The following is an 18,870-nucleotide window of genomic DNA, read 5'->3' as shown; positions in this document are numbered from 1 at the left end:
TTCTGTCTAGTAATTGGTGCGAATCGTCTTTTCTCTGGTGAGATTGGTAGGATCCGGCTCTGATATTGCATTGATTAGTGCCTGGGTATGGGGGTGCTTTGGTGAGAACAAGACTTCCTCAATTGGTCCAATTTCTACTATCTTTCCATGATATAGGATGGCAATTTTTTGCCCAAAGTATCTAGCAGTTGCCAGATCATGTGTTATGTACAAAAACGAGATGTGATGTTTTTGCCTCAAGCCCTCCATTAATTCCAAGATTTCTGCGCGAATTGATACATCCAGCATGGAAACTGGTTCATCAGCTATGATCATCTTTGGCTTTAGTATCAGGGCACGCGCAAGAACAATTCTCTGTCTTTGACCGCCAGACAACATGTGGGGGTATTTTTCCATGATGTCATTGGCTGGTTCTAGCTTTACTTCATGCAGGACTTGGCGAACCAATTCTGCTCTTTCTTTAGAGTTGCCTATTTTGTGAATCTCTAGTGGCTCTGATATGATGTCTTTGATTTTCATTTGCGGGTTTATGGAGTCATATGGGTCCTGATACACCATCTGTATGCCCATCCTGATTTTTTTGAGATCCTCTTTTTTATCAGTAATTTCCATACTATCAAAGATTATTTTGCCCGAATCTACTGGTATGGAATGCAAAACCAGTTTTGCAATCGTGGACTTGCCGGAACCGGATTCCCCAGCCAGCACCAATGTCTGCCCTTCTTCTATTCCAAAAGAAACACCATCTACTGCCCTTACCAGCGAGATCTCTTTTCCAAAGAAATTCTTTTTTGTGTAATATTTTTTGAGACTCTCTACTTGTAGGATTTCACTCAATTACTATACTAAGATGCAAAATCAGTATATCAATTAGTAGGCACGGCCAAATATCGCATTTGTAATACTAGAGCCTTTGCAATAAACACACTTGCCCGAGTTTCCAGCACCAAACGGTATGACTCGGATGTCTGCCATCGTGTCCTCTTTTATTTTCTCCTCGCATTCCTTTTTACCACACCATCCTGCATCAACAAAGCAGCCCTTCTCTAATGCCACTCTAAATTCAGAGTATTCAGATGTCTGGGTTGTCTTGTCTGCAAGCATTTTCTTTGCAGCCTCAAACATCTCACTTTGGATTTTCTCCAAGATGTGATCAATTTCGGATTCAATTTTGTCCATTGGCAGGTCTAGTTTCTGCTTGATGTGGCGCGTTGCATACATTACCTTGTTCTTATCCAAATCTTTAGGTCCGATCTCTATTCGTAGTGGAACGCCACGCATCTCCCATTCATTATACTTGAAGCCAGGTGTTAGCTGGTCGCGCCTATCTACATGAACTCGCAAGCCCTTGTCTTTGAGCATTTTCTCTACCTTGTCTGCCTCTGCGTTTACCCTGTCAGCATCCTTGTCATTATAGTAAATCGGAACTATCACAATCTGGATTGGAGCAACCCTTGGCGGCAAGACCAAGCCCTTGTCGTCTCCATGTACCATGATCATTGCACCAATCAGTCTCCATGATACGCCCCAGGACGTCTGCCATGCAAACGTCTCGGCATTATTTTTATCAAGATACTTTACCTCAAATGGTTTTGAAAAGTTTTGTCCAAGAAAATGTGACGTTCCCATTTGCAGTGCCTTTCCATCAGGCATTATGGATTCCATTGTCGTGGTGTAGACTGCTCCGACAAACTTTTCCTTGTCGCTTTTTTTGCCGGTAATAACCGGAATGGCAAGCTCTTCTTGTACTGTTTTTTTGTAAATCTCTAAAATATCCATGACCTCTTTTTCTGCCTCTTCTTGCGTTGCGTGGACGGTGTGGCCCTCCTGCCATAAAAATTCGGATGTTCTCAGAAATGGTTTTGTTGCCTTTATTTCGGCTCGCAGTGCAGTGTTCCAGAAATTGATCTTTAGTGGCAAGTCCCTCCATGATTGAATCCATTTGGAATACATTGAATATGCCAGGGTTTCAGATGTTGGACGCAATGCTAGTCTGTCGCCGATTTCATTCTCACCGGAATGCGTTACCCAGAATACCTCCGGATTAAATCCTGCAAAGTGGTCTGATTCTTTTGCCAATAATGACTCGGGAATCAAAACTGGCAAGAATCCGTTTTTGTGTCCAGTGGATTTGAATTTCTTGTCTAATGTTTCCCTAATGGACTCCCATATGGCATAGCCATCAGGCCTGAGTACAATGAGTCCCTTGACTGGCGCATAGTCTGCAAGCTCTGCCTTTAGTACCACTTGGGTGTACCATTCCGAAAAATCCTTGTTCTTTGATACTGTAATGCCTGGGCTTTCCTTGCTCAACTATAGCAATTTTTGACTAATACTAAATGAGCGTTTCTTAGATGTCCCAAATCCATGTTCTAGGATTCTAGAATGGTTAATCCGTTTAAATCACATGGCTTAGCTTGCCCTTACATGAATCAAGTAATTACTGCGTTTTTTGCAGCAATACTTTTTGCAGGCGCGTTTTCTTTTGCACATGCAGAAGAAGACGAGAAATTGTCTTTTGCAGGCTCCCTTGAGGAAACTCTGGGACACTTTTGGGCAATCGAGCAAAATCTTGATGACAACAATGCCGAACTAGCACTGGTCCATGCAACTCATCCAATTGCAGAATTGTATGATTCCATGAAGCCTGAGCTAAAAGAGGCAAACCCGGAATTTGATGAAAAGGTCCAGAAAACATTACTGGATTTGGGCGCAAAGACTGGCTCTGATGTTTCAAGAGAAGATGCACAAATGGCAATAGACGAAGCCAAAGAAATCATAGCAGAAGCAAGAACCATCGTAGTAGGCGATGAGCTGAGCAATGACACCAACTTTAAGGCAAAACTCGTAATTGGATTGTTAACCACATCAGTTGCGGAATACGAAGAAGGTGTCAAGAACGGCCAAGTCGAAATGATGGCAGAATTCCAAGATGGCTCTGCATTTGTATGGAGAACTCAGCAGGTCTTTGAAGAGATACGCGCTGATCTTCCAGAACATGAGGCAGATGAAATCGCAGAACTATACGAAGATCTATGGACCGCATATGATAACAAGGCAGATCCATCCGAGGTTGCCACTCTGGCAAATGGTATCATCCGTGAGCTAGAAGAGGTAATTGGCGAGGAGTCCGAAGAAGGAGGACTACACGCATACTTTGAAGGAGTCGAGTACCACCTATCAGAGGTCAAAGAGACTTATGCTGATGGTGATTCCGATGCAGCACTATCACATGCAACCAAAGCATACTTGGACAACTATGAATTCCTAGAGGCACCAATTTCTCAGCAAGATGATGCACTCATGGAAGAAATTGAAGTCATGATGCGCGAGGAACTACGCGATATGATAAAGGCAGGCGCTCCAGCAGACGAAATCAACTCACAAGTTGATGCAATCCTAGAAAAACTGGAAACCGCAGAAAGCTTACTTCCAATGGAAGAACATGAGGACGAGCACGAAGAAGAACATGATGTAGTGGCTCCACTAAAACAAGTAGAATCTGGTGTAGCACCAGAGGAAGTTGAATGCAGCGGAGACATGGAATTAATCATGAAAAAGTCTACCGGCTCACCAGCATGTGTAACATCAGCAACTGCAGAAAGACTAGTACAACTTGGCTGGGGAACCAGACCACAATAATTTCTCTTTTTTAATTTATTTTTTGAGCGGTGCGCCCTTGCAGAGGACCTTGCCCATTACCCTGCTCTGGAAATTGGGACACACAAAGCACTGGATGAATCCTGCATCTGCCTTTATGACTGGACAGCTGACATATTCTTGCTTCATTCGCTTGAGCATCTTTGGGCTGACTCCTTTGAGCTTGAGCTTGCCCTTGTCATCCATCATTCCGGATGCCTTTAGCTCGGACTTGATCTCATCACCAAGCTTTTGAGTTTTTTCAGCTACTTTGACTTCTACTTCATATTTGTGTTCAAGCTCATCCATTGACTGCAGTTTTGTGTACCATGATTTAACACTAACGTTTGCGATCATGCAACTGACTTCAACTTTTATATTGATAGGTTTTCGTGCAAAAAACAGAAAAAATTGCTTGCCATTTTTGATGTGGAAGGAGTTCTATTTGATGCAGAATATCTGCCGATTCTTGCCGAAAAAATTAACAAGCAAGACGAAATCTGGGCAATCACCAAAAAAGGAATCCAGGGTTTGATAAACTGGGAGGATGGCTTGCGAACCCGAGTCGAGGCACTAAGGGGCCTAAGCTACGAAACCTGCAAGGAAGTAGCAGACGAATTACCAATCATGACCGGCGCAAAAGAGACATGCCGAGTGCTAAAGGCAGCCGGCTGGAAGATAATGGCAGTCTCTGGAGGATTTACAATAATGACTGACAGACTAAAAGAAGAGTTGGGATTGGACTATGTTTATTCTAACGAACTATTATTCAAGGACGGAAAACTGGACGGAGTCAACATCCATGTCACATCAGACAAGGCAAAGTCTGCCCGAGTCAAAATAGGTGAATGGAAGGAAAGCAAGGATGATATCGTGGTTACAGTGGATGGCGCAAATGATCTCACACTGTTTGATATTTGCGGACTGGGCGTTGCATTTAGAGCACAGGATATTGTAAAAGACAAGGCAAATGTCACCATAGAAGAAAAGAATCTTACCAACCTAATTCCAATTATCAACAAAAAGTATAATCTTAATTTAGAATTACAGACTGTAGCGTAATTCCAAAATCATACTCTATGCATACTGGAATGTATCAAATGTGTCTGGCTTGAAGCCCTTTCTGTTTGCCTGAATGTAGCGGTCTAGCTTTTCTAGCTGAACGCAAATCGGCGAATCTGTCTTAGCATGACCATAGATTTGTTCCTGGACATGCTGAAGGGACTCTTCGTTTAGGTTTGCTGGCATCATGTATTGTGTATTGGTGTAGGATCATCTAAGGATCTTGGAAAATTATTTGTTTGAATCAAACGCACTCGGTACAAAACTAGAAGTTAAATTAGAATTGCCACAACTCACACCATGTCGCTTCAAGTCATTCCCGTACCAATAAAAAAAGAGGTCCAAAAGGGCGATGACTTGGTAGGGCTCTTTGTCTCTGCATTCAAGGATATTCAGGATGGCGATATTATCGTAATTGCCCAAAAAGTAATCTCAAAGCAGGAAGGGCGCCAAGTCGAGCTTGCTCAGGTAATCCCATCCATGTTGTCTGTAGGGCTGGCATCAGAGTATAACCGGGACCCAAAGTTAATCGAAGTCATACTGTCTGAGGCAAACCGAATAGTTCGATTGGAATCTGGAATAATAATAACCGAAACAAAGCATGGCTTTGTCTGCGCAAATTCCGGAGTTGATGAGAGTAACCTCAAGCCGGGTTTTGCCACAATGCTTCCGCAAAATCCTGACAAATCTGCATCAGATTTTGCGCAGGGAATCATGGAGAAATCACACAAAAAAGTCGCAGTCATAATATCTGATACCTTTGGCAGGCCATTCCGGGAAGGCCAGACAAATGTTGCAATAGGTGTTTTTGGCATTTTGCCAATTGAGAATTATGAAGGCAAAAAGGATACCCATGGCAGAATCCTGCGAGTTACGGCAATTGCACAAACCGATGAGCTTTGTGGCGCAGCAGAACTTGTAATGAAAAAGACTGCAAACTGCCCATTTGCAGTAATTAGGAATTATTCCTTTGAATCCTCATCTGGCACAATATCGCAAATCATACGATCAAAACAAACCGACTTGTTCCGATAATCCAACAAAAGATTATAATCATTGCACTAAAAATTTGAGTTGGTTTGGGGTACATCAAAGCAGAACTGCACTGCCATAATTCATTTTCAAACTTTCATGTGGGTGAAGATGATGCGCCATATGATTGCGATATTACAATACCACAACAGCTAGAGCGTGCTCATGCACTAGGCCTTGAGGCAATCTTTGTTACAAATCACAACACATTAGATGGCTATTCACAAATTTTACAATACAAAAATGATCACACCAAATACAAAAAAATCCAAGTATTTCAGGCAGAAGAAATCACAACAGACACTGGAGCACACGTCATAGCATATGGAATTCACAAGGAAATCAAGGCAGGACTACCACTAGATCAGATAGTGGATGAGATACGAAAGCAGGACGCAATTTCGTGCGCACCGCACCCATTTAGCCTGCTTGATGCGCTAAGAGATGAGGCAAAAAAATGTGACATGATAGAGGTCTTTAACAGCAATAATGTCGACGTCATATCAAATGCCAAGGCAACGCAATTCTCAATTCAGCATAACAAAATAGGAGTTGCAGGCAGCGACTCGCACGTATTATCTACACTGGGACGATGCGTCAACATCATAGAATCCGAGAACACCTTGGACGATGCCTTGCACGCAATGAAACATGGCAAACTATCAATCCACCAAACCGGTTATGCAAGAGAGCAAGAAACACTAGAGCACATCAAATACAAAATAAACAATTCCAAGGATTACTTGGCAGAATACATTCGGGAACACTATCCAAATTCACAGTGGATGATGTCGTTATTATTGAAAATGTACGACCTAAACCAAAACAGCTACATGTGGTCCATTTTGTATAAACTGGCAGTATTTTTGATGAAGAGAATCTCGAACAAAATCAACACCCGAGGATATGATGCATCAAAACTTCATGACAGAAACTTGGCAACAATGCTAAGAATGGCAATCTAATACAGAATCTTTATCAATCATTAACCATCTGTTTATCCAATGGAAGTTCAACAAGCAGCTGAGCGACTAATGTCTCTCAGTCCATCAATTCGAGTTGTAACTATCTGTGATCTGAACGGAAAGGTGCTCTTTACAGAGCGTTCACGTCGCGTCAAATTGCTTCTCTCAAAACAGGAAAGCAGAATGTCGCTACAATCCGCAGCCCGTGCATGGAAGGTAAGAAAAAAGCTAGAACGTAAGCTTGGCGCATGCAAGTATGTGGTGGCAGAATATGGTAATGTGAAAAGAATCACAATGCCTGCAGGAAAGAATCACCTGTTCTTTATCACAACAACTTCTGCGTATGATCACAAAAAAGTAGTAAATAAGGTAAGGACTTTTAGATAGTCCTGTTCTTTTCTTATTTTTGATTTTTATTATTGGTAGGCTAGTCTAGCTTTCTTCTGCCAGTTCCGCGACCTGTTCCGACCCACATTCCTTTGGATGATTTTGTCTCTGTGCTTGTCACATCACTGAACTTTATTTTTGCAGTGCCTCGACCCATTGAGATGTATCTGTCCTTTGCGGCCTCTTTTTGTTCTTCACTGTACTTTTTGAATGCAGTTCCGGACCAATTGTCCTCTTCTTTGTCAGCTACTCTTCTTGATGTTCCTCTACCGCCAATTCTTATGATTCCCATCTTGAGAATAGTAGGGTCACTCACACTAATAAGATTATAGGAAAATACGACGGATTTTTTGCATAATGATCCCAGTTTTGATGTGATTTTTTGAGCTTAGCTAAAACTAAATCTTGTAAAATTCCTAAATAGATTTTAATATGACAAATCGACCTTTGAGAAATACTAATGAGCGCTACAACAAAAAAGCTAGATGCTCGCGGATTGTTCTGCCCAGAGCCGGTATTTAGAACAAAAATCGAAGTCGAGCGAATGCAAGTAGGGGAAACACTTACTGTTCTAGCTGATGATCCAAACGCAGAAGAAGACATCTCACGTTGGGTCAAGCGAAACGGACACGAACTATTATCATTACAAAAAAAAGACGCTGAACTCGAGTTTTCCATAAAAAAGGTGAAATAATCTCTGGCCAAAGTTGTACTTGATGCAGACACACTAGACCGAATTGGCAATACTCCACTAGTAAAACTAGAATCATTATCAAATAGTAAAGTTCAGTATTTTGCAAAACTAGAGGGCCACAACCCATTTGGCTCAGTCAAGGACAGGGCAGCATACTGGATGATAAAAGATGCCGAGGAAAAAGGCAAGCTAAAGCGAAACCACACCATAATAATCGAGCCAACGTCTGGCAATACGGGAATTGCACTGACTGGCATTGCTAGTCTATTGGGCTATGAGGTGGAAATTGTAATTCCAGAAAAAGCATCCGAGGAAACAAAGAAAATCATTGCAAAACTTGGCGCCAAGCTATACGAAACAAGTGATGATCTCTGCCCAAAGGTAGGTGCTGGAACTGATCAGAGCATTGCGCTTGCCACATCCATCGCATCATCGCGTCCTGACAAGTATTATTCTCCAAACCAATATGCAAATGAGGCAAACTTTATGGGTCACTACAAGGGAACAGGCCCTGAAATCTGGAAACAAACAGAAGGAAAGGTGACTCATTTCTTTACCGGCGTTGGAACCGGCGGTACGGTTACTGGAATCTCGACGTTTCTCAAAGAGCAAAACCCCAAGCTAAAGACAATTGGTGTTCAGCCACAGCAAAACCATCTGATTCAGGGACTGAGAAACTTTGAAGAGTCTGCCAAGCCTGATTTATTTTTGCGACGAGAAAAGACAGTTGATGACTGGATTACCATTAACAACGAGACTGCGTTTGCGGCAGTAAGGGAGATCTTTGCAAAAGAAAAGATGTTGGTCTCACCGTCTTCAGCTGCAGTATATGCGGGAATGAAGAACTATCACATCGATGAGGGTATAGTAGTTGGAATCTTTGCAGATGATGGCAGAAAATTCAAGTCACTATATGCTCAGCAAAAGATCTTTAGCGAAGAGGAATTTGATGCAAATCTAAAGCAAGCAAAAAACCTATCAAAGATAGCGTATCTTTAGGCCTGAACTCTGTTTACCATTGTATTTAGTGAGAATGGTTTTTCCAAGATTTCTACTGAATCCGGTACAATTCCAGGCGATTTAATCAGTGAATTGATATCGTATGCTGATGCAAAGATTATTCTCTGGTTTGGTCGCTTGTCTAGAATCTCCTTTGCCACCTCGACTCCGCTTTTCTTTGGCATGTTATTATCTAGTAAAATGACATCAAATGGATTCTGGTCTAGTGAGTCAAATTCGGATAGTGCGTTTTCGTAAATCTGCAGACATTCCTCGCCGTCCCTAGTTACTATTACCCTGTGGCCGTTTTTTTGCAGCACCTTGGTGTACTGGGTCGCAGTAAACGCATTGTCTTCTGCCACCAAAATCTTGAGACTCATTGATTGGATTTTTGCAAATTCAATACTTGAGTGCGCGTCTGTTCGTTTAGCACGAACTAGTTTGCTATTGTATCTATGGTGTTCTTTGGTGTGATGGGCAACGAGAACTCAAATGTTGCACCGCCGTCTTGGTTATTCCTAGCTGAGATCTTGCCGCCGTGTGCATCGATTATGCCCTTGCACAAAAACAATCCAAGTCCGTTTCCTGACTGGTTTTCCCGCTCGTGGCCCTTGGTTGCAAACTTGCCAAATATCTTTGGTAAAATGTCTTCTGGGATGCCAAGGCCTGTATCTGATATTGATATGATTGCCTCGTTTTTGTTTGTGATTGTCTTTACCTTGATGTAACCTGCATCGGTGAACTTGATTGAATTATTGATTATGTTTCGCAATACTTGATCCAATCTTGTACGGTCTGCCTCGATTGTTACATCCGAGTCCAACTCTTCTAGTATCTTGATTGGTTTTGTCATGCCAGTTTGCGCCATGCGAGTAGCCTCATGTATAGTTTCATTTAGTGATATTTTTTCAGCATATAGCGCGAGTCGACTACTCTCGATTCTAGTTACATCTAGAACATCGTTTGCCAAGTCTTGGAGCTTTTTGGCAAGCATCGTTACGCCATCCCATGCCTCTTTTTGGTCAATATCCCCAGATTGCGCAAGCTCAGCAAATCCAAAGATTGGCTGAATCGGGCTTTTTAGCTCATGTGACGCAATGCTGATGAATTCGTTTTTCATCTTATCTAGGTCTTGGAGCTTTTTGTTTGCCTCGGATAACTCGTGGGTTTTACTTTCAATTTCTTTTTTGAGCTCCGAGTTTATCTGTCCAAAAAAGTGGCGTAGTGTCATTGCGATAACCCCAACTGTAATTATGATTCCTATTTGCACAATAAGCCATCCTCGCTCATGTTCTTCAATTGCGTAAATTGATTGCTCATTAAACGAGTCAATCTCGTTTGTTGCAGATTTTATCTTGTCTTGGATTTGTACATTCTTTGTAGCAATTTGCTTTAGTAAAATGGCATTGTCTGGTGTTTGCAGAGCTGATTTTGCAAGCTCCTCATATTCTATGGATGACTGTTCAATATCTACGAACATTTGATGCACTAGCCTAAAGTTTGCTTGGGTTGGGTCTGGCGCAACAGAAAACCCGCTCTGCGTGATTTTTTTTGCCTGTTCTATTTCAGATTGTATCAGTATAATGCTTGACCAGAACTCCTCCTTTACATTATCTGAATCCAAATTGTTTTGTTGTGCTATGATCAGCCTCTCAAAGCTGTCCACCTGACTGGCATGGTATAGTTCAATTTTGTTCAGGCTTGTTTGGAGTGGCTTGTATGCTTCTGATAAAATTATAATTTCAGAGCTGACCTTTGACATCTGAAATGTTCCAAACAGTATAGTGACACCTAACAACAATATGATGATTCCAACGGTTCCACTAAGTTTCAGACTGGTCTTCTCAAACAATATTTCTTACATCTAAAACTGGAATGCGGATGGTTTCTGTAATTGTTTGTTTGAATCGAACGAACTAGGATTTGTTCTCAGTTAGGTACTTGTCTACATCGATTGCTGCCATACAACCAAAGCCGGCTGCCGTGATTGCTTGCCTGTATCTGTGATCGTGAACGTCGCCTGCAGCAAACACGCCAGGAATGTTGGTCTTGGTATGGTCCTTTAGTTTGATGTAGCCATTCTCATCTAGTTCTATGCTGTTGACAAAGATCTTTGTGTTTGGCTCATGTCCAATTGCTACAAAGATTCCGCCTACTGGTAGGTTGGTCTTTTGGCCTGACTTGATATCGCTGAGCACTGCCGTCTGTACCTTTTGCTCACCGATAATGTCTGTGACTGCGGAATTCCAGTGGAATTGGATCTTTTGATTTGAAAATGCTCGCTCTTGCATTACCTTGCTTGCTCTGAGCTGTTCCTTTCTGTGAACCAGATGAACCTTGCTTGCAAACTTGGTCAGAAATGTAGCCTCTTCGATTGCCGAGTCTCCACCGCCGACTACTACTATCTCCTGGTTTCTAAAGAACGGCCCATCACATGTTGCGCAATATGATACGCCTTTTCCGCCAAAGGTCTGCTCCCCTGCCAGTCCTAGCTTTCTTGGAGTAGCGCCAGTTGCAATGATCACTGCCCTGCACTCGTATTCTTCGGATGATGTGAGAATCTTGAAGGGCTTGTGTCGAAAATCAACATCAATTACCTCGTCGTCTATAATGGTAGTGCCCATTCGCTCTGTTTGTTTTCGCATTGTAATCATTAGGTCTGGTCCCATTATCCCGTTTTCAAATCCTGGATAGTTCTCCACTTCTGTGGTGTTGACCAACTGCCCGCCAGGCAAAATTCCAGATAAAATCAAAGTGTCATGTCTTGCGCGAGAGCAATAAATCCCGGCAGTATATCCTGCAGGACCTGCGCCAATAATTATTACATCAAATCTGGTTTTCTTTTTCTCTGTTTTTGGAAACTCTTTTTCGATCATTACGGTAGAACCGCCGTCTGAGGACATCATGTTTGTGCCTACTTATTTGAATAATTTAAGTCAACCAGTCGTCAATTATTTTTTGGTGTCTTGGGCAGAGCTTGCCAAATTCTAGTTGGGAATGCAACAGATCGGCTTGCCAGTGCGCATTGTATAGTCTACAATCCAAAAATTCGCAAAATGACTCACCAGTAATGTGATAAAATATTGCCTGCATTGCATAGCCTTGGATTATTTTGTCCAGCCTGGAATCGTGATATTCTAGGTACTGGCCTTTGTATTTTTCTTTGATGGAATCAATGTTTAGGCCCATCCCATAGTTTGCCATCATCTCCATGTAATATTGACGTGGTTTGGCTGGTGCCTCAATTATTCCGGTAGTGGATATGATTGATGGATTTGCGCCAATCAGCGCACGTCCATGATATCTAAAATCCGAATCATCAAAGGTGCAGGTCAGCTTGTTTGTAAATACCAGATGGAAATTATCTAAATTTGATTCCTCTTTTGGGATCAGCGATGATACAACTTTGTGGAACTCAAATCCATCATACAAAATAATGTTCTCAGTCTTTGATGAATCCAAAAACGAGTCCAGCTCAAATTGTATTTCTTCTGGTGTTGGGTCGTGTCTTTGGAATTCTTGCCTATAGTTGAATATTCTAGTTGATGCCAATGATTCGGCAATTTGGTGGTTATTTAGGAAAATATTTTTTCTTTTTTGCACTGGTATGTGAAATGTTTGCTCTAAGAATATGGCAAGATCGCCTAGTTTTATTTCTGGTATGGATGGCTCGTCGTAGAGAAATATTTTAGAAATCTTCACACGATTAAGTTCGGTTTAATTCTTTTAACTTTTGGGCGGTGATTTCTGCTGCTCTCTTTCCTGAAAATAGCATAGAGCCAAAAGTTGGACCCATTCTTGGCAAGCCATGTGTCTCGGTAACGGACATACCTGCAATCACAAGCCCTGGATAGACCTCACCTGTGGCCTCGACTACCTTGTCTTCGCCTTCCTCTACCCACATTGGATTCATTCCCTTCCATTCTACAAGTTTTCTGTCCACCAGTCTTTTTACTGCAACAGAGTCATGACCTGATGCATCAATTACCATTTTTGCTTCCAGTGCTACTGGGTCTACACATGTGATGTTTCTAGGTAGGGCAGATACTGGCATCCAGTTTACCACCAAACCTGATACACGACCATACTTCAAAATTAGATCATCAAATTTAGTCAGATTCAAAAATTTCACGCCAGCATCACATGTTGCTGCAATTAATTTGGATACAGCGTGTGGTCCTGCAGTGATGTATAGCCCATCTCCTGCCTGCTTGTATGGAATGCCAAGCTCATCCCAGATCTTTTGTGCTGGTGCTCGAACTGTGACTGGGTTCATCATGTAACCGCCAAGCCAATAGCCGCCACCAAGGTAGTTGTTTTGCTCTATGATTAGGACCTTGTAGCCCATTAATGATAATTCTCTGCCTGCGGTAAGCCCTGCAGGACCTGCGCCAATAATTATGACATCCGATGTTATTCTTTCTTTAAAGACTGCAAAGAACTCATCCGCAATTGCTGCTGTGATTCTTGCCTCATTTACATCTGCAAAAATTTTTGTCTTTTCTTTTGTTTGAGCGCTTTGCACGAATTTAGCCCAAATTAAATGACATTAATAGTTTATTGTCAATTATGCGCAAACTTTTCACATTAGGTAACACTAATGCAAGCCGGAAAATATTACCGGCATTTTTGTTATGTCGGTAAATTCCAATTTTTATCAAAAATTTATATCCAATTTTGAGGGAAGTTAGTTGAATTTGAGTACCACAATACACAAGCCAAAGGAAGGCCGCAAGCCCAAGGTAAACTGGGCACGAATAGAGGAGGCTGATCACTTTGCAAATACCGTCAAGCAATTCCGACAAGGCAAGCTAGACGCTGACTTGTTCCGACGATTCAGACTACAGCATGGCGCATATGGCACTCGAATGACTGATGATTATGCAATGGTGCGAGTAAAGCTTCCAGCAGGTGAGGTCTATCCGCACCAATTAGAACGACTGGCCACATTATCTGAGCAGTATTCCATTGGAAGTGCACACGTTTCCACTAGACAAAATGTGCAATTGCACTGGGTCATACTGGAAGATGTCTCTGAGATAATGCGAAACTTGGCCGAAGTTGGATTAACATCCAGAGAAGCATGTGGAAATGCAGTCAGAAACGTAATGTGCAGCCCACTTGCCGGAGTATGTAATGCAGAAGAGTTTGATGTAACCCCATATGCGATTGCCACTGCCAAGTTTTTCCTAAGAAATCCACTAAACCAATCACTACCAAGAAAATTCAAGTTCAATTTCACATGCTGTGAAAAGCACGGAATGGCAAGAATGGTCGATGTAGGATTGATTCCACAAATCAAAATCATAAACGGCAAAGAGCAAAGAGGCTTCAAGGTGTTTTTGGGTGGAGGCCTTGGCAACAAGTCGTTTGTTGGACACCAGCTGGAAGACTGGACTCCGGAAGAAGACTTGTTGTACACATCGATTGCAACAATTAGAATCTTTGATAGATTAGGTGATAGAAAGAACATGGCGCGTAACCGAATGCGATATTTGGTGGATGAGATGGGATGGGAGAAATTCCAGAATTTGGTTCTAAAGGAAAGAGCGCTAGTCCGAATGACCCAGTCTGCTATAGTAAAGTTATCAATTGATCAAAACCCACAAAAAATAGAACCACATGTGAGAATTTCGGGATTTGATGGCAAGTCAATCCCAGATGGATTCTCAAGGTGGCGTAAGGGCAACACATTTGCACAAAAACAAGCCGGTTACTATTCTGTATCAATAACACTGGAGGCTGGAGACGTCACTGCAAGTCAGCTTCGAGCAATTGCAGATATTTCGCGCGAGTTCTCAGCAGAAGGCTATGCGCGAACCGGATTCGTGCAAGACATCTATCTGAGATGGGTTGCGGAATCTGATTTGCCGCGACTATATTCTAAATTATTGGAAATAGGCCTTGCAAACCCTGGCTCACTTACAATGGTGCACCCAATTGGATGCTCTGGCACTACATCGTGTAATTTGGCACTAACAAACTCACACCGATTGGCAAAGGAAATCCAAAGAAAGTTCATTGAGCTAAAGCTAGACGAGGACGAAGACCTCCGAGAGGCATCAATTAAGATCAGCGGATGTCCCAACTCTTGTGGACAGCATGAAATTGCAACACTGGGATTCTTTGGAGGTGGAGGACGCGCAGGCAAAGACATGTACCCGATATACCAAATGTCGCTTGGAGGACGATCCGATGGCGATACAATGCTTGGATTGACCTTACTTAGAATTCCAGCAAAGCGAGTAATCCCGGCAACACTAAAACTAATCGAGATATTCAAGGCAAACAAAAAACAAGGAGATGACTTCAAGTCTTGGATTCACAAAGTAGTCACTGGCCATGCAGACTCGGCAGTAAAGTCACTTGATGATATTAAAAAAATTCTCTTGCCGTTTACAGAGGCACCATCAATTGAAGCAGACAAGGACTTTTATGCAGACTATGGAAGCGACTCTCACTATCACGCAAGAACTGGCAAGGGAGAATGCGCAGCTTGAGTAAATCCACAATAGACTCTGATAGTCTGCGAGGACAGCTCCGTGATAACAGCGTACGAGTAATCGATGTAAGGCGTGCAGAAGACTACAAAAAAGATCACATCCCAAAGTCTGTCAATTTACCCCTAGCAGAATTACTTGCCGATGATTCGCCAGAAAAGGTGCTAAAGATTGCACAAAACCTTGGAATCGATGATCAAACCCCCGTTGTCATTTATGATGATACGTTTGGCGCTCTGGCATCGCGCGTAGCCTGGACCTTGCAGTATTTGGGCCACTCTGATGTCTCACTATTAGACACGACATATTCACAATGGAAAGAACTTGGATTGGAAACAGACTCTGCAGAGACAACCGTATCTCCAAAGACTCACTCCGTTAATTTGCATCCAGAGATAATGGCAACTGCCGACTATCTAGAAACGGCAAAAGAAGGAAAAAATGTCATAGTGATTGATAATCGCGAGCGCCTAAACTATTTGGAGCAACACATTCCTGGTGCAATCAACATTCCATACCGAACCTTGGCATCAGAGGACAGAATCCTGAGAAAAAAGGATGACCTCAAGCGCTTGCTCAAAAATAGAAACATCAACGAAGATTCTGAAATCATCACATACTGTGGAAGTGTTGGAACACTTTCTGGTCTTGCATATTATGCGCTAAAATCAGCTGACTATCCAAATGTCAAACTATACGTCAGATCATTCAAGGAATGGAAGGGCCTAAACAAGCCAATAGTAAAGCAGGAAAATGCAAACTATTGGGACTTGTCTGCAGAATAACTATACTTGGCCGCGAAGCTTTTTGGTAATTATTGCTTCCAGATTGTCAAATAGTGTGAGAATCTTTTCCTTGTTTTCTTTGAGATAGTCAAGTCCTTTATCTTCCAGTCTGACTTTGAGTAGCCTTACCTCTCTGTGCTCCTCTAGGAACTGATCTATCATCATTCCACCTAATTTGTCAGTGTCAATGAAAGAGTCAAAACTCTTGATTATTTTCTCAATGTCTTCTTCTTCGATTGCAATTTTGGTAACCTGGATTGCATCGCTAATTCCCTTGAGGGATTTGATTGCGCTTGGCAGCTTTTTGGTAGTGCCAATGAGGCTTTTCTTTTCAACACCTACCTTGTCTGCAAGCTCTGGCTCTATATCGTAGGTATCGATTTTGTTTAGTCCCTGTCGCTTTTCGTTTTTGACTATCAAGCCCTTTTCGAGAAGTTTTTTGAGCGAGTCTTCGACTTCGATTTTACTGATAAATGTAGTCCATACAATTGCGCCAATTGTGTGATAGCCTTGTCTTATGGATTCGAACACAACAAGCTCTACAATTCTTCTAAAGCTTTCCTCGATTTTGACATTTGCAAAGTCCTTGTCTCGAACTGCACGTTTTGCGTTTTTGACATCAATCTCAATTGAGCGCTTTAGTGATTCTATAGAGTCTGGAACCTCGTTTAACATTGAAAGATAACATGCCTTGTTGTACCACGCCATTCCAAATGTGGGGTCTGACTCGATCGATTTTTCTACCGAATCCAAGGCTTTTGCATAATTTTTTTGCTGATAGTGAACCAAGCTTTTGAGATTCCAAGCCTCTGAATTTGCAACATCGATTTCTAAGATTCGATCATATGCCTTGAGAGCACCTGCATAATCATCTAGGTGAAACTTGGAATATCCAAGTTTTAGAAGAGCATCTGTATTGTTTGGTTCAATTCGTATAATTTGATCAAATACCTTTACTGCGTCCTCAAGACGCTCATCTGCCATCAAGTGAATGCCTTTTTTGAATAGCTTTGTTTGTTGATAGTCTGCCTTTACTAGGCTTGTCTCCTTGTCGTCAACTGGCTTTGGCAGGTTTTTCTCTTCGGCGTCCTCCAAATTCTTTTTCATTTAGCCATTTTTGGATTTACTGCGCATAAATACCATCCTGATCATTTGCAGGCAAAAAACTAGACAAAACATAGAAAATACAAAAATACTTGCAGATTACAACCTGTTTGATGTCTAGCGAGGTCAAGCGAATCGAGGTCTCCGGATCTGCACCATTCAAGCAGTCTGGTGTCTATGAGGTCCAAATCTCAATCTGTGATTCAAGACCATCCACCGAAGACATTGTCTCAAAGCGCTTCTCCACAATCTGGCAGGACCATTTCCATTTACACGTAAAGGATGCCAAGTTCACGCAAACACTTGGCAGCGAAACAAATCCTATTCCTGATTCATCTTTTAGATTGTCCTCTGTTTGGATTATAGTTGCCGATCAATTCTCATCATTACACACAATATTTGAGGTTCAAATCAGCGCGCCATCCGAAGCCGCACCAGAACCAACCTATGCGCCAGAACCCACACCAAAGCGAAGACGCGAACCAGAAGTTTCAATTCCTGATGATAAACCATCCAGAGTGGAGCGCGGAACCAGAGGTGCACCGGGACCACAAGGTGAGCGAGGCCCATCTGGTCCAATGGGACCACAAGGTGAGCGAGGCCCAACCGGACCAGTAGGTCCACAAGGATTTGCTGGCGACAAAGGACCAATGGGTCCTATGGGACAACAAGGAGAACAAGGAGAGAAAGGCCCAACCGGACCATCTGGTGATAAAGGTGACCGAGGCCCAATCGGCCCGTCTGGTGACAAGGGAGAAAAAGGCGACAAAGGATTAACTGGCGATAAAGGAGACAAAGGCGACAAGGGCCCACCTGGCGATAAAGGTGACAAGGGTGACAAAGGATTAACTGGCGATAAAGGAGACAAGGGCGACAAGGGCCCACCAGGACCGCCTGGTGATAAAGGTGACAAGGGCCCAATCGGACAATCTGGCGACAAAGGAGTCACTGGTCCGCCAGGCCAGCAAGGTGAGAAAGGACCAACTGGCATTCAAGGAATTATTGGTGATAAAGGAGTAATCGGACCGCCCGGTCCTGTTGGTGACAAGGGCCCTACTGGCCCCAACGGACCACCTGGCGACAAAGGGATTCAAGGACCGATCGGAGAGCGCGGTCCAAGAGGACCACAGGGCCCTGCAGGTGATAATGGTCCACTAGGCCCACCGGGAGCACCGGGTGATAAAGGTCCAAAGGGACCACAAGGCGATATTGGTGATAAAGGTCCTCAAGGTCCGCAAGGCCCAGCAGGTGAAAAAGGATTAACTGGGGTTCCAGGCCCGCAAGGCGAGCGTGGTCCGCGTGGTCCTCAAGGCCCTGCTGGAGAAAAGGGACTAACAGGACCTACTGGCACACCTGGCGATAAAGGACCATCTGGTCCACAAGGACCGCAAGGCGAGCCAGGACCACAAGGACTGCCCGGAGAGAAAGGCCCGCAAGGCCCTCAAGGAATCCAAGGCCCGCAAGGCGAGCGTGGTCCTGCAGGTCCTAAGGGTCCCTCGGGTGATAAGGGAACGCTAGGTCCGCAGGGTCCATCGGGTGATAAGGGTCCGAGGGGTCCACCAGGTCCACCAGGTCCACCGGGGGCAGCTGGCATGTCTGATGAGCAAAAGGCACTCTTCAAGGAACTACTTGAGGTTCTCACTGCAAAAAACATCATCTCTACTGAAGAGCAGATAAAACTGATGAGCTACCTATACTAGAGT

The 18,870-nt window shown here is 43.1% G+C and carries 21 protein-coding genes; 10 read left to right on the top strand and 11 right to left on the bottom strand.

The window, feature by feature from the left end:
* Positions 1 to 6: 6 nt before the first annotated feature.
* On the bottom strand, positions 7 to 837 hold the full coding sequence (locus SU86_RS05930; RefSeq protein WP_048188173.1) for an ATP-binding cassette domain-containing protein: 831 nt from the start codon (positions 835 to 837) through the stop codon (positions 7 to 9).
* A gap of 33 nt (positions 838 to 870) precedes the next feature.
* Positions 871 to 2,313 (bottom strand): proline--tRNA ligase, encoded by a 1,443-nt coding sequence (gene proS / locus SU86_RS05925; RefSeq protein ID WP_048188172.1) that lies wholly within the window; start codon positions 2,311 to 2,313, stop codon positions 871 to 873.
* A 114-nt stretch (positions 2,314 to 2,427) separates the two neighbouring features.
* On the opposite strand from proS, the gene SU86_RS05920 reads away from it, so the two are divergent.
* The gene (locus SU86_RS05920) at positions 2,428 to 3,642 is read left to right on the top strand and encodes a DEAD/DEAH box helicase family protein (RefSeq protein ID WP_052755563.1); all 1,215 of its coding nucleotides are present in this window, start codon (positions 2,428 to 2,430) and stop codon (positions 3,640 to 3,642) included.
* A 15-nt stretch (positions 3,643 to 3,657) separates the two neighbouring features.
* Here the strand turns inward: SU86_RS05920 and SU86_RS05915 are convergent, their stop codons facing one another.
* Positions 3,658 to 3,948 carry a hypothetical protein gene (locus tag SU86_RS05915; protein ID WP_048188170.1) on the bottom strand — a complete coding sequence of 97 codons (291 nt, stop codon included), beginning with the start codon at positions 3,946 to 3,948 and terminating at the stop codon, positions 3,658 to 3,660.
* Between the two features lie 69 nt (positions 3,949 to 4,017).
* On the opposite strand from SU86_RS05915, the gene serB reads away from it, so the two are divergent.
* The gene (serB, locus tag SU86_RS05910) at positions 4,018 to 4,701 is read left to right on the top strand and encodes a phosphoserine phosphatase SerB (RefSeq protein ID WP_256363757.1); all 684 of its coding nucleotides are present in this window, start codon (positions 4,018 to 4,020) and stop codon (positions 4,699 to 4,701) included.
* 15 nt (positions 4,702 to 4,716) lie between these two features.
* Here serB and SU86_RS09775 read toward each other — a convergent pair whose 3' ends face one another.
* A complete protein-coding gene (locus tag SU86_RS09775; RefSeq protein WP_158507477.1) occupies positions 4,717 to 4,890 on the bottom strand; it encodes a hypothetical protein in 174 nt (57 codons plus the stop codon).
* A gap of 111 nt (positions 4,891 to 5,001) precedes the next feature.
* Between SU86_RS09775 and cofE the strand changes: the two genes are divergently transcribed.
* Genes cofE through SU86_RS05895 form a run of 3 tightly spaced genes read left to right on the top strand, consistent with a single transcriptional unit; the run spans position 5,002 to position 7,085 of the window.
* On the top strand, positions 5,002 to 5,736 hold the full coding sequence (gene cofE / locus SU86_RS05905) for a coenzyme F420-0:L-glutamate ligase (RefSeq protein WP_048188165.1): 735 nt from the start codon (positions 5,002 to 5,004) through the stop codon (positions 5,734 to 5,736).
* A gap of 44 nt (positions 5,737 to 5,780) precedes the next feature.
* Entirely contained in the window at positions 5,781 to 6,698 is a 918-nt protein-coding gene (locus tag SU86_RS05900) for a PHP-associated domain-containing protein (RefSeq protein WP_148550822.1), read from the top strand.
* Between the two features lie 39 nt (positions 6,699 to 6,737).
* Positions 6,738 to 7,085 (top strand): hypothetical protein, encoded by a 348-nt coding sequence (locus SU86_RS05895; RefSeq protein WP_048188163.1) that lies wholly within the window; start codon positions 6,738 to 6,740, stop codon positions 7,083 to 7,085.
* Between the two features lie 40 nt (positions 7,086 to 7,125).
* Here the strand turns inward: SU86_RS05895 and SU86_RS05890 are convergent, their stop codons facing one another.
* Positions 7,126 to 7,401, bottom strand: a complete 276-nt coding sequence (locus SU86_RS05890) for a hypothetical protein (RefSeq protein WP_236687668.1) — start codon at positions 7,399 to 7,401, stop codon at positions 7,126 to 7,128.
* 144 nt (positions 7,402 to 7,545) lie between these two features.
* Between SU86_RS05890 and SU86_RS09935 the strand changes: the two genes are divergently transcribed.
* Both SU86_RS09935 and SU86_RS05880 read left to right on the top strand, forming a co-directional pair.
* The gene (locus SU86_RS09935; protein WP_048188157.1) at positions 7,546 to 7,779 is read left to right on the top strand and encodes a sulfurtransferase TusA family protein; all 234 of its coding nucleotides are present in this window, start codon (positions 7,546 to 7,548) and stop codon (positions 7,777 to 7,779) included.
* Between the two features lie 3 nt (positions 7,780 to 7,782).
* Positions 7,783 to 8,778, top strand: coding sequence for a PLP-dependent cysteine synthase family protein (locus SU86_RS05880; RefSeq protein ID WP_048188155.1), 996 nt, complete (start codon positions 7,783 to 7,785; stop codon positions 8,776 to 8,778).
* Here the strand turns inward: SU86_RS05880 and SU86_RS05875 are convergent.
* The 5 genes from SU86_RS05875 to SU86_RS05855 form a co-directional block, all read right to left on the bottom strand.
* A complete protein-coding gene (locus SU86_RS05875; protein ID WP_048188152.1) occupies positions 8,775 to 9,158 on the bottom strand; it encodes a response regulator in 384 nt (127 codons plus the stop codon). The two genes, SU86_RS05880 and SU86_RS05875, sit on opposite strands and share 4 nt — an antisense overlap.
* 56 nt (positions 9,159 to 9,214) lie before the next feature.
* Positions 9,215 to 10,630 (bottom strand): sensor histidine kinase, encoded by a 1,416-nt coding sequence (locus SU86_RS09385; RefSeq protein ID WP_052755561.1) that lies wholly within the window; start codon positions 10,628 to 10,630, stop codon positions 9,215 to 9,217.
* 64 nt (positions 10,631 to 10,694) lie between these two features.
* On the bottom strand, positions 10,695 to 11,684 hold the full coding sequence (gene trxB / locus SU86_RS05865) for a thioredoxin-disulfide reductase (RefSeq protein ID WP_048188150.1): 990 nt from the start codon (positions 11,682 to 11,684) through the stop codon (positions 10,695 to 10,697).
* Positions 11,685 to 11,709: 25 nt separating this feature from the next.
* Positions 11,710 to 12,480, bottom strand: a complete 771-nt coding sequence (locus tag SU86_RS05860) for a DUF6775 family putative metallopeptidase (protein WP_048188148.1) — start codon at positions 12,478 to 12,480, stop codon at positions 11,710 to 11,712.
* A gap of 4 nt (positions 12,481 to 12,484) precedes the next feature.
* Positions 12,485 to 13,303, bottom strand: a complete 819-nt coding sequence (locus SU86_RS05855; protein ID WP_048188143.1) for a sulfide-dependent adenosine diphosphate thiazole synthase — start codon at positions 13,301 to 13,303, stop codon at positions 12,485 to 12,487.
* 343 nt (positions 13,304 to 13,646) lie between these two features.
* Here SU86_RS05855 and SU86_RS05850 point away from each other — a divergent pair, with 343 nt between their 5' ends.
* Complete coding sequence (locus SU86_RS05850) at positions 13,647 to 15,278, top strand: nitrite/sulfite reductase (protein WP_236687781.1); 1,632 nt, start codon at positions 13,647 to 13,649, stop codon at positions 15,276 to 15,278.
* Positions 15,266 to 16,063, top strand: coding sequence for a sulfurtransferase (locus tag SU86_RS05845; protein WP_048188139.1), 798 nt, complete (start codon positions 15,266 to 15,268; stop codon positions 16,061 to 16,063). Before SU86_RS05850 ends, SU86_RS05845 begins: the two co-directional genes overlap by 13 nt.
* Here SU86_RS05845 and SU86_RS05840 read toward each other — a convergent pair whose 3' ends face one another.
* Positions 16,064 to 17,170 carry a tetratricopeptide repeat protein gene (locus SU86_RS05840; protein ID WP_048188133.1) on the bottom strand — a complete coding sequence of 369 codons (1,107 nt, stop codon included), beginning with the start codon at positions 17,168 to 17,170 and terminating at the stop codon, positions 16,064 to 16,066. It lies immediately after the preceding gene.
* A gap of 110 nt (positions 17,171 to 17,280) precedes the next feature.
* Between SU86_RS05840 and SU86_RS05835 the strand changes: the two genes are divergently transcribed.
* The gene (locus tag SU86_RS05835; RefSeq protein WP_048188131.1) at positions 17,281 to 18,867 is read left to right on the top strand and encodes a collagen-like protein; all 1,587 of its coding nucleotides are present in this window, start codon (positions 17,281 to 17,283) and stop codon (positions 18,865 to 18,867) included.
* Positions 18,868 to 18,870 lie beyond the last annotated feature (3 nt).

Origin of the sequence: Candidatus Nitrosotenuis cloacae, assembly GCF_000955905.1 — an archaeon.
Taxonomy (GTDB): domain Archaea; phylum Thermoproteota; class Nitrososphaeria; order Nitrososphaerales; family Nitrosopumilaceae; genus Nitrosotenuis; species Nitrosotenuis cloacae.
This window is presented reverse-complemented; position numbering and strand designations above follow the sequence as displayed.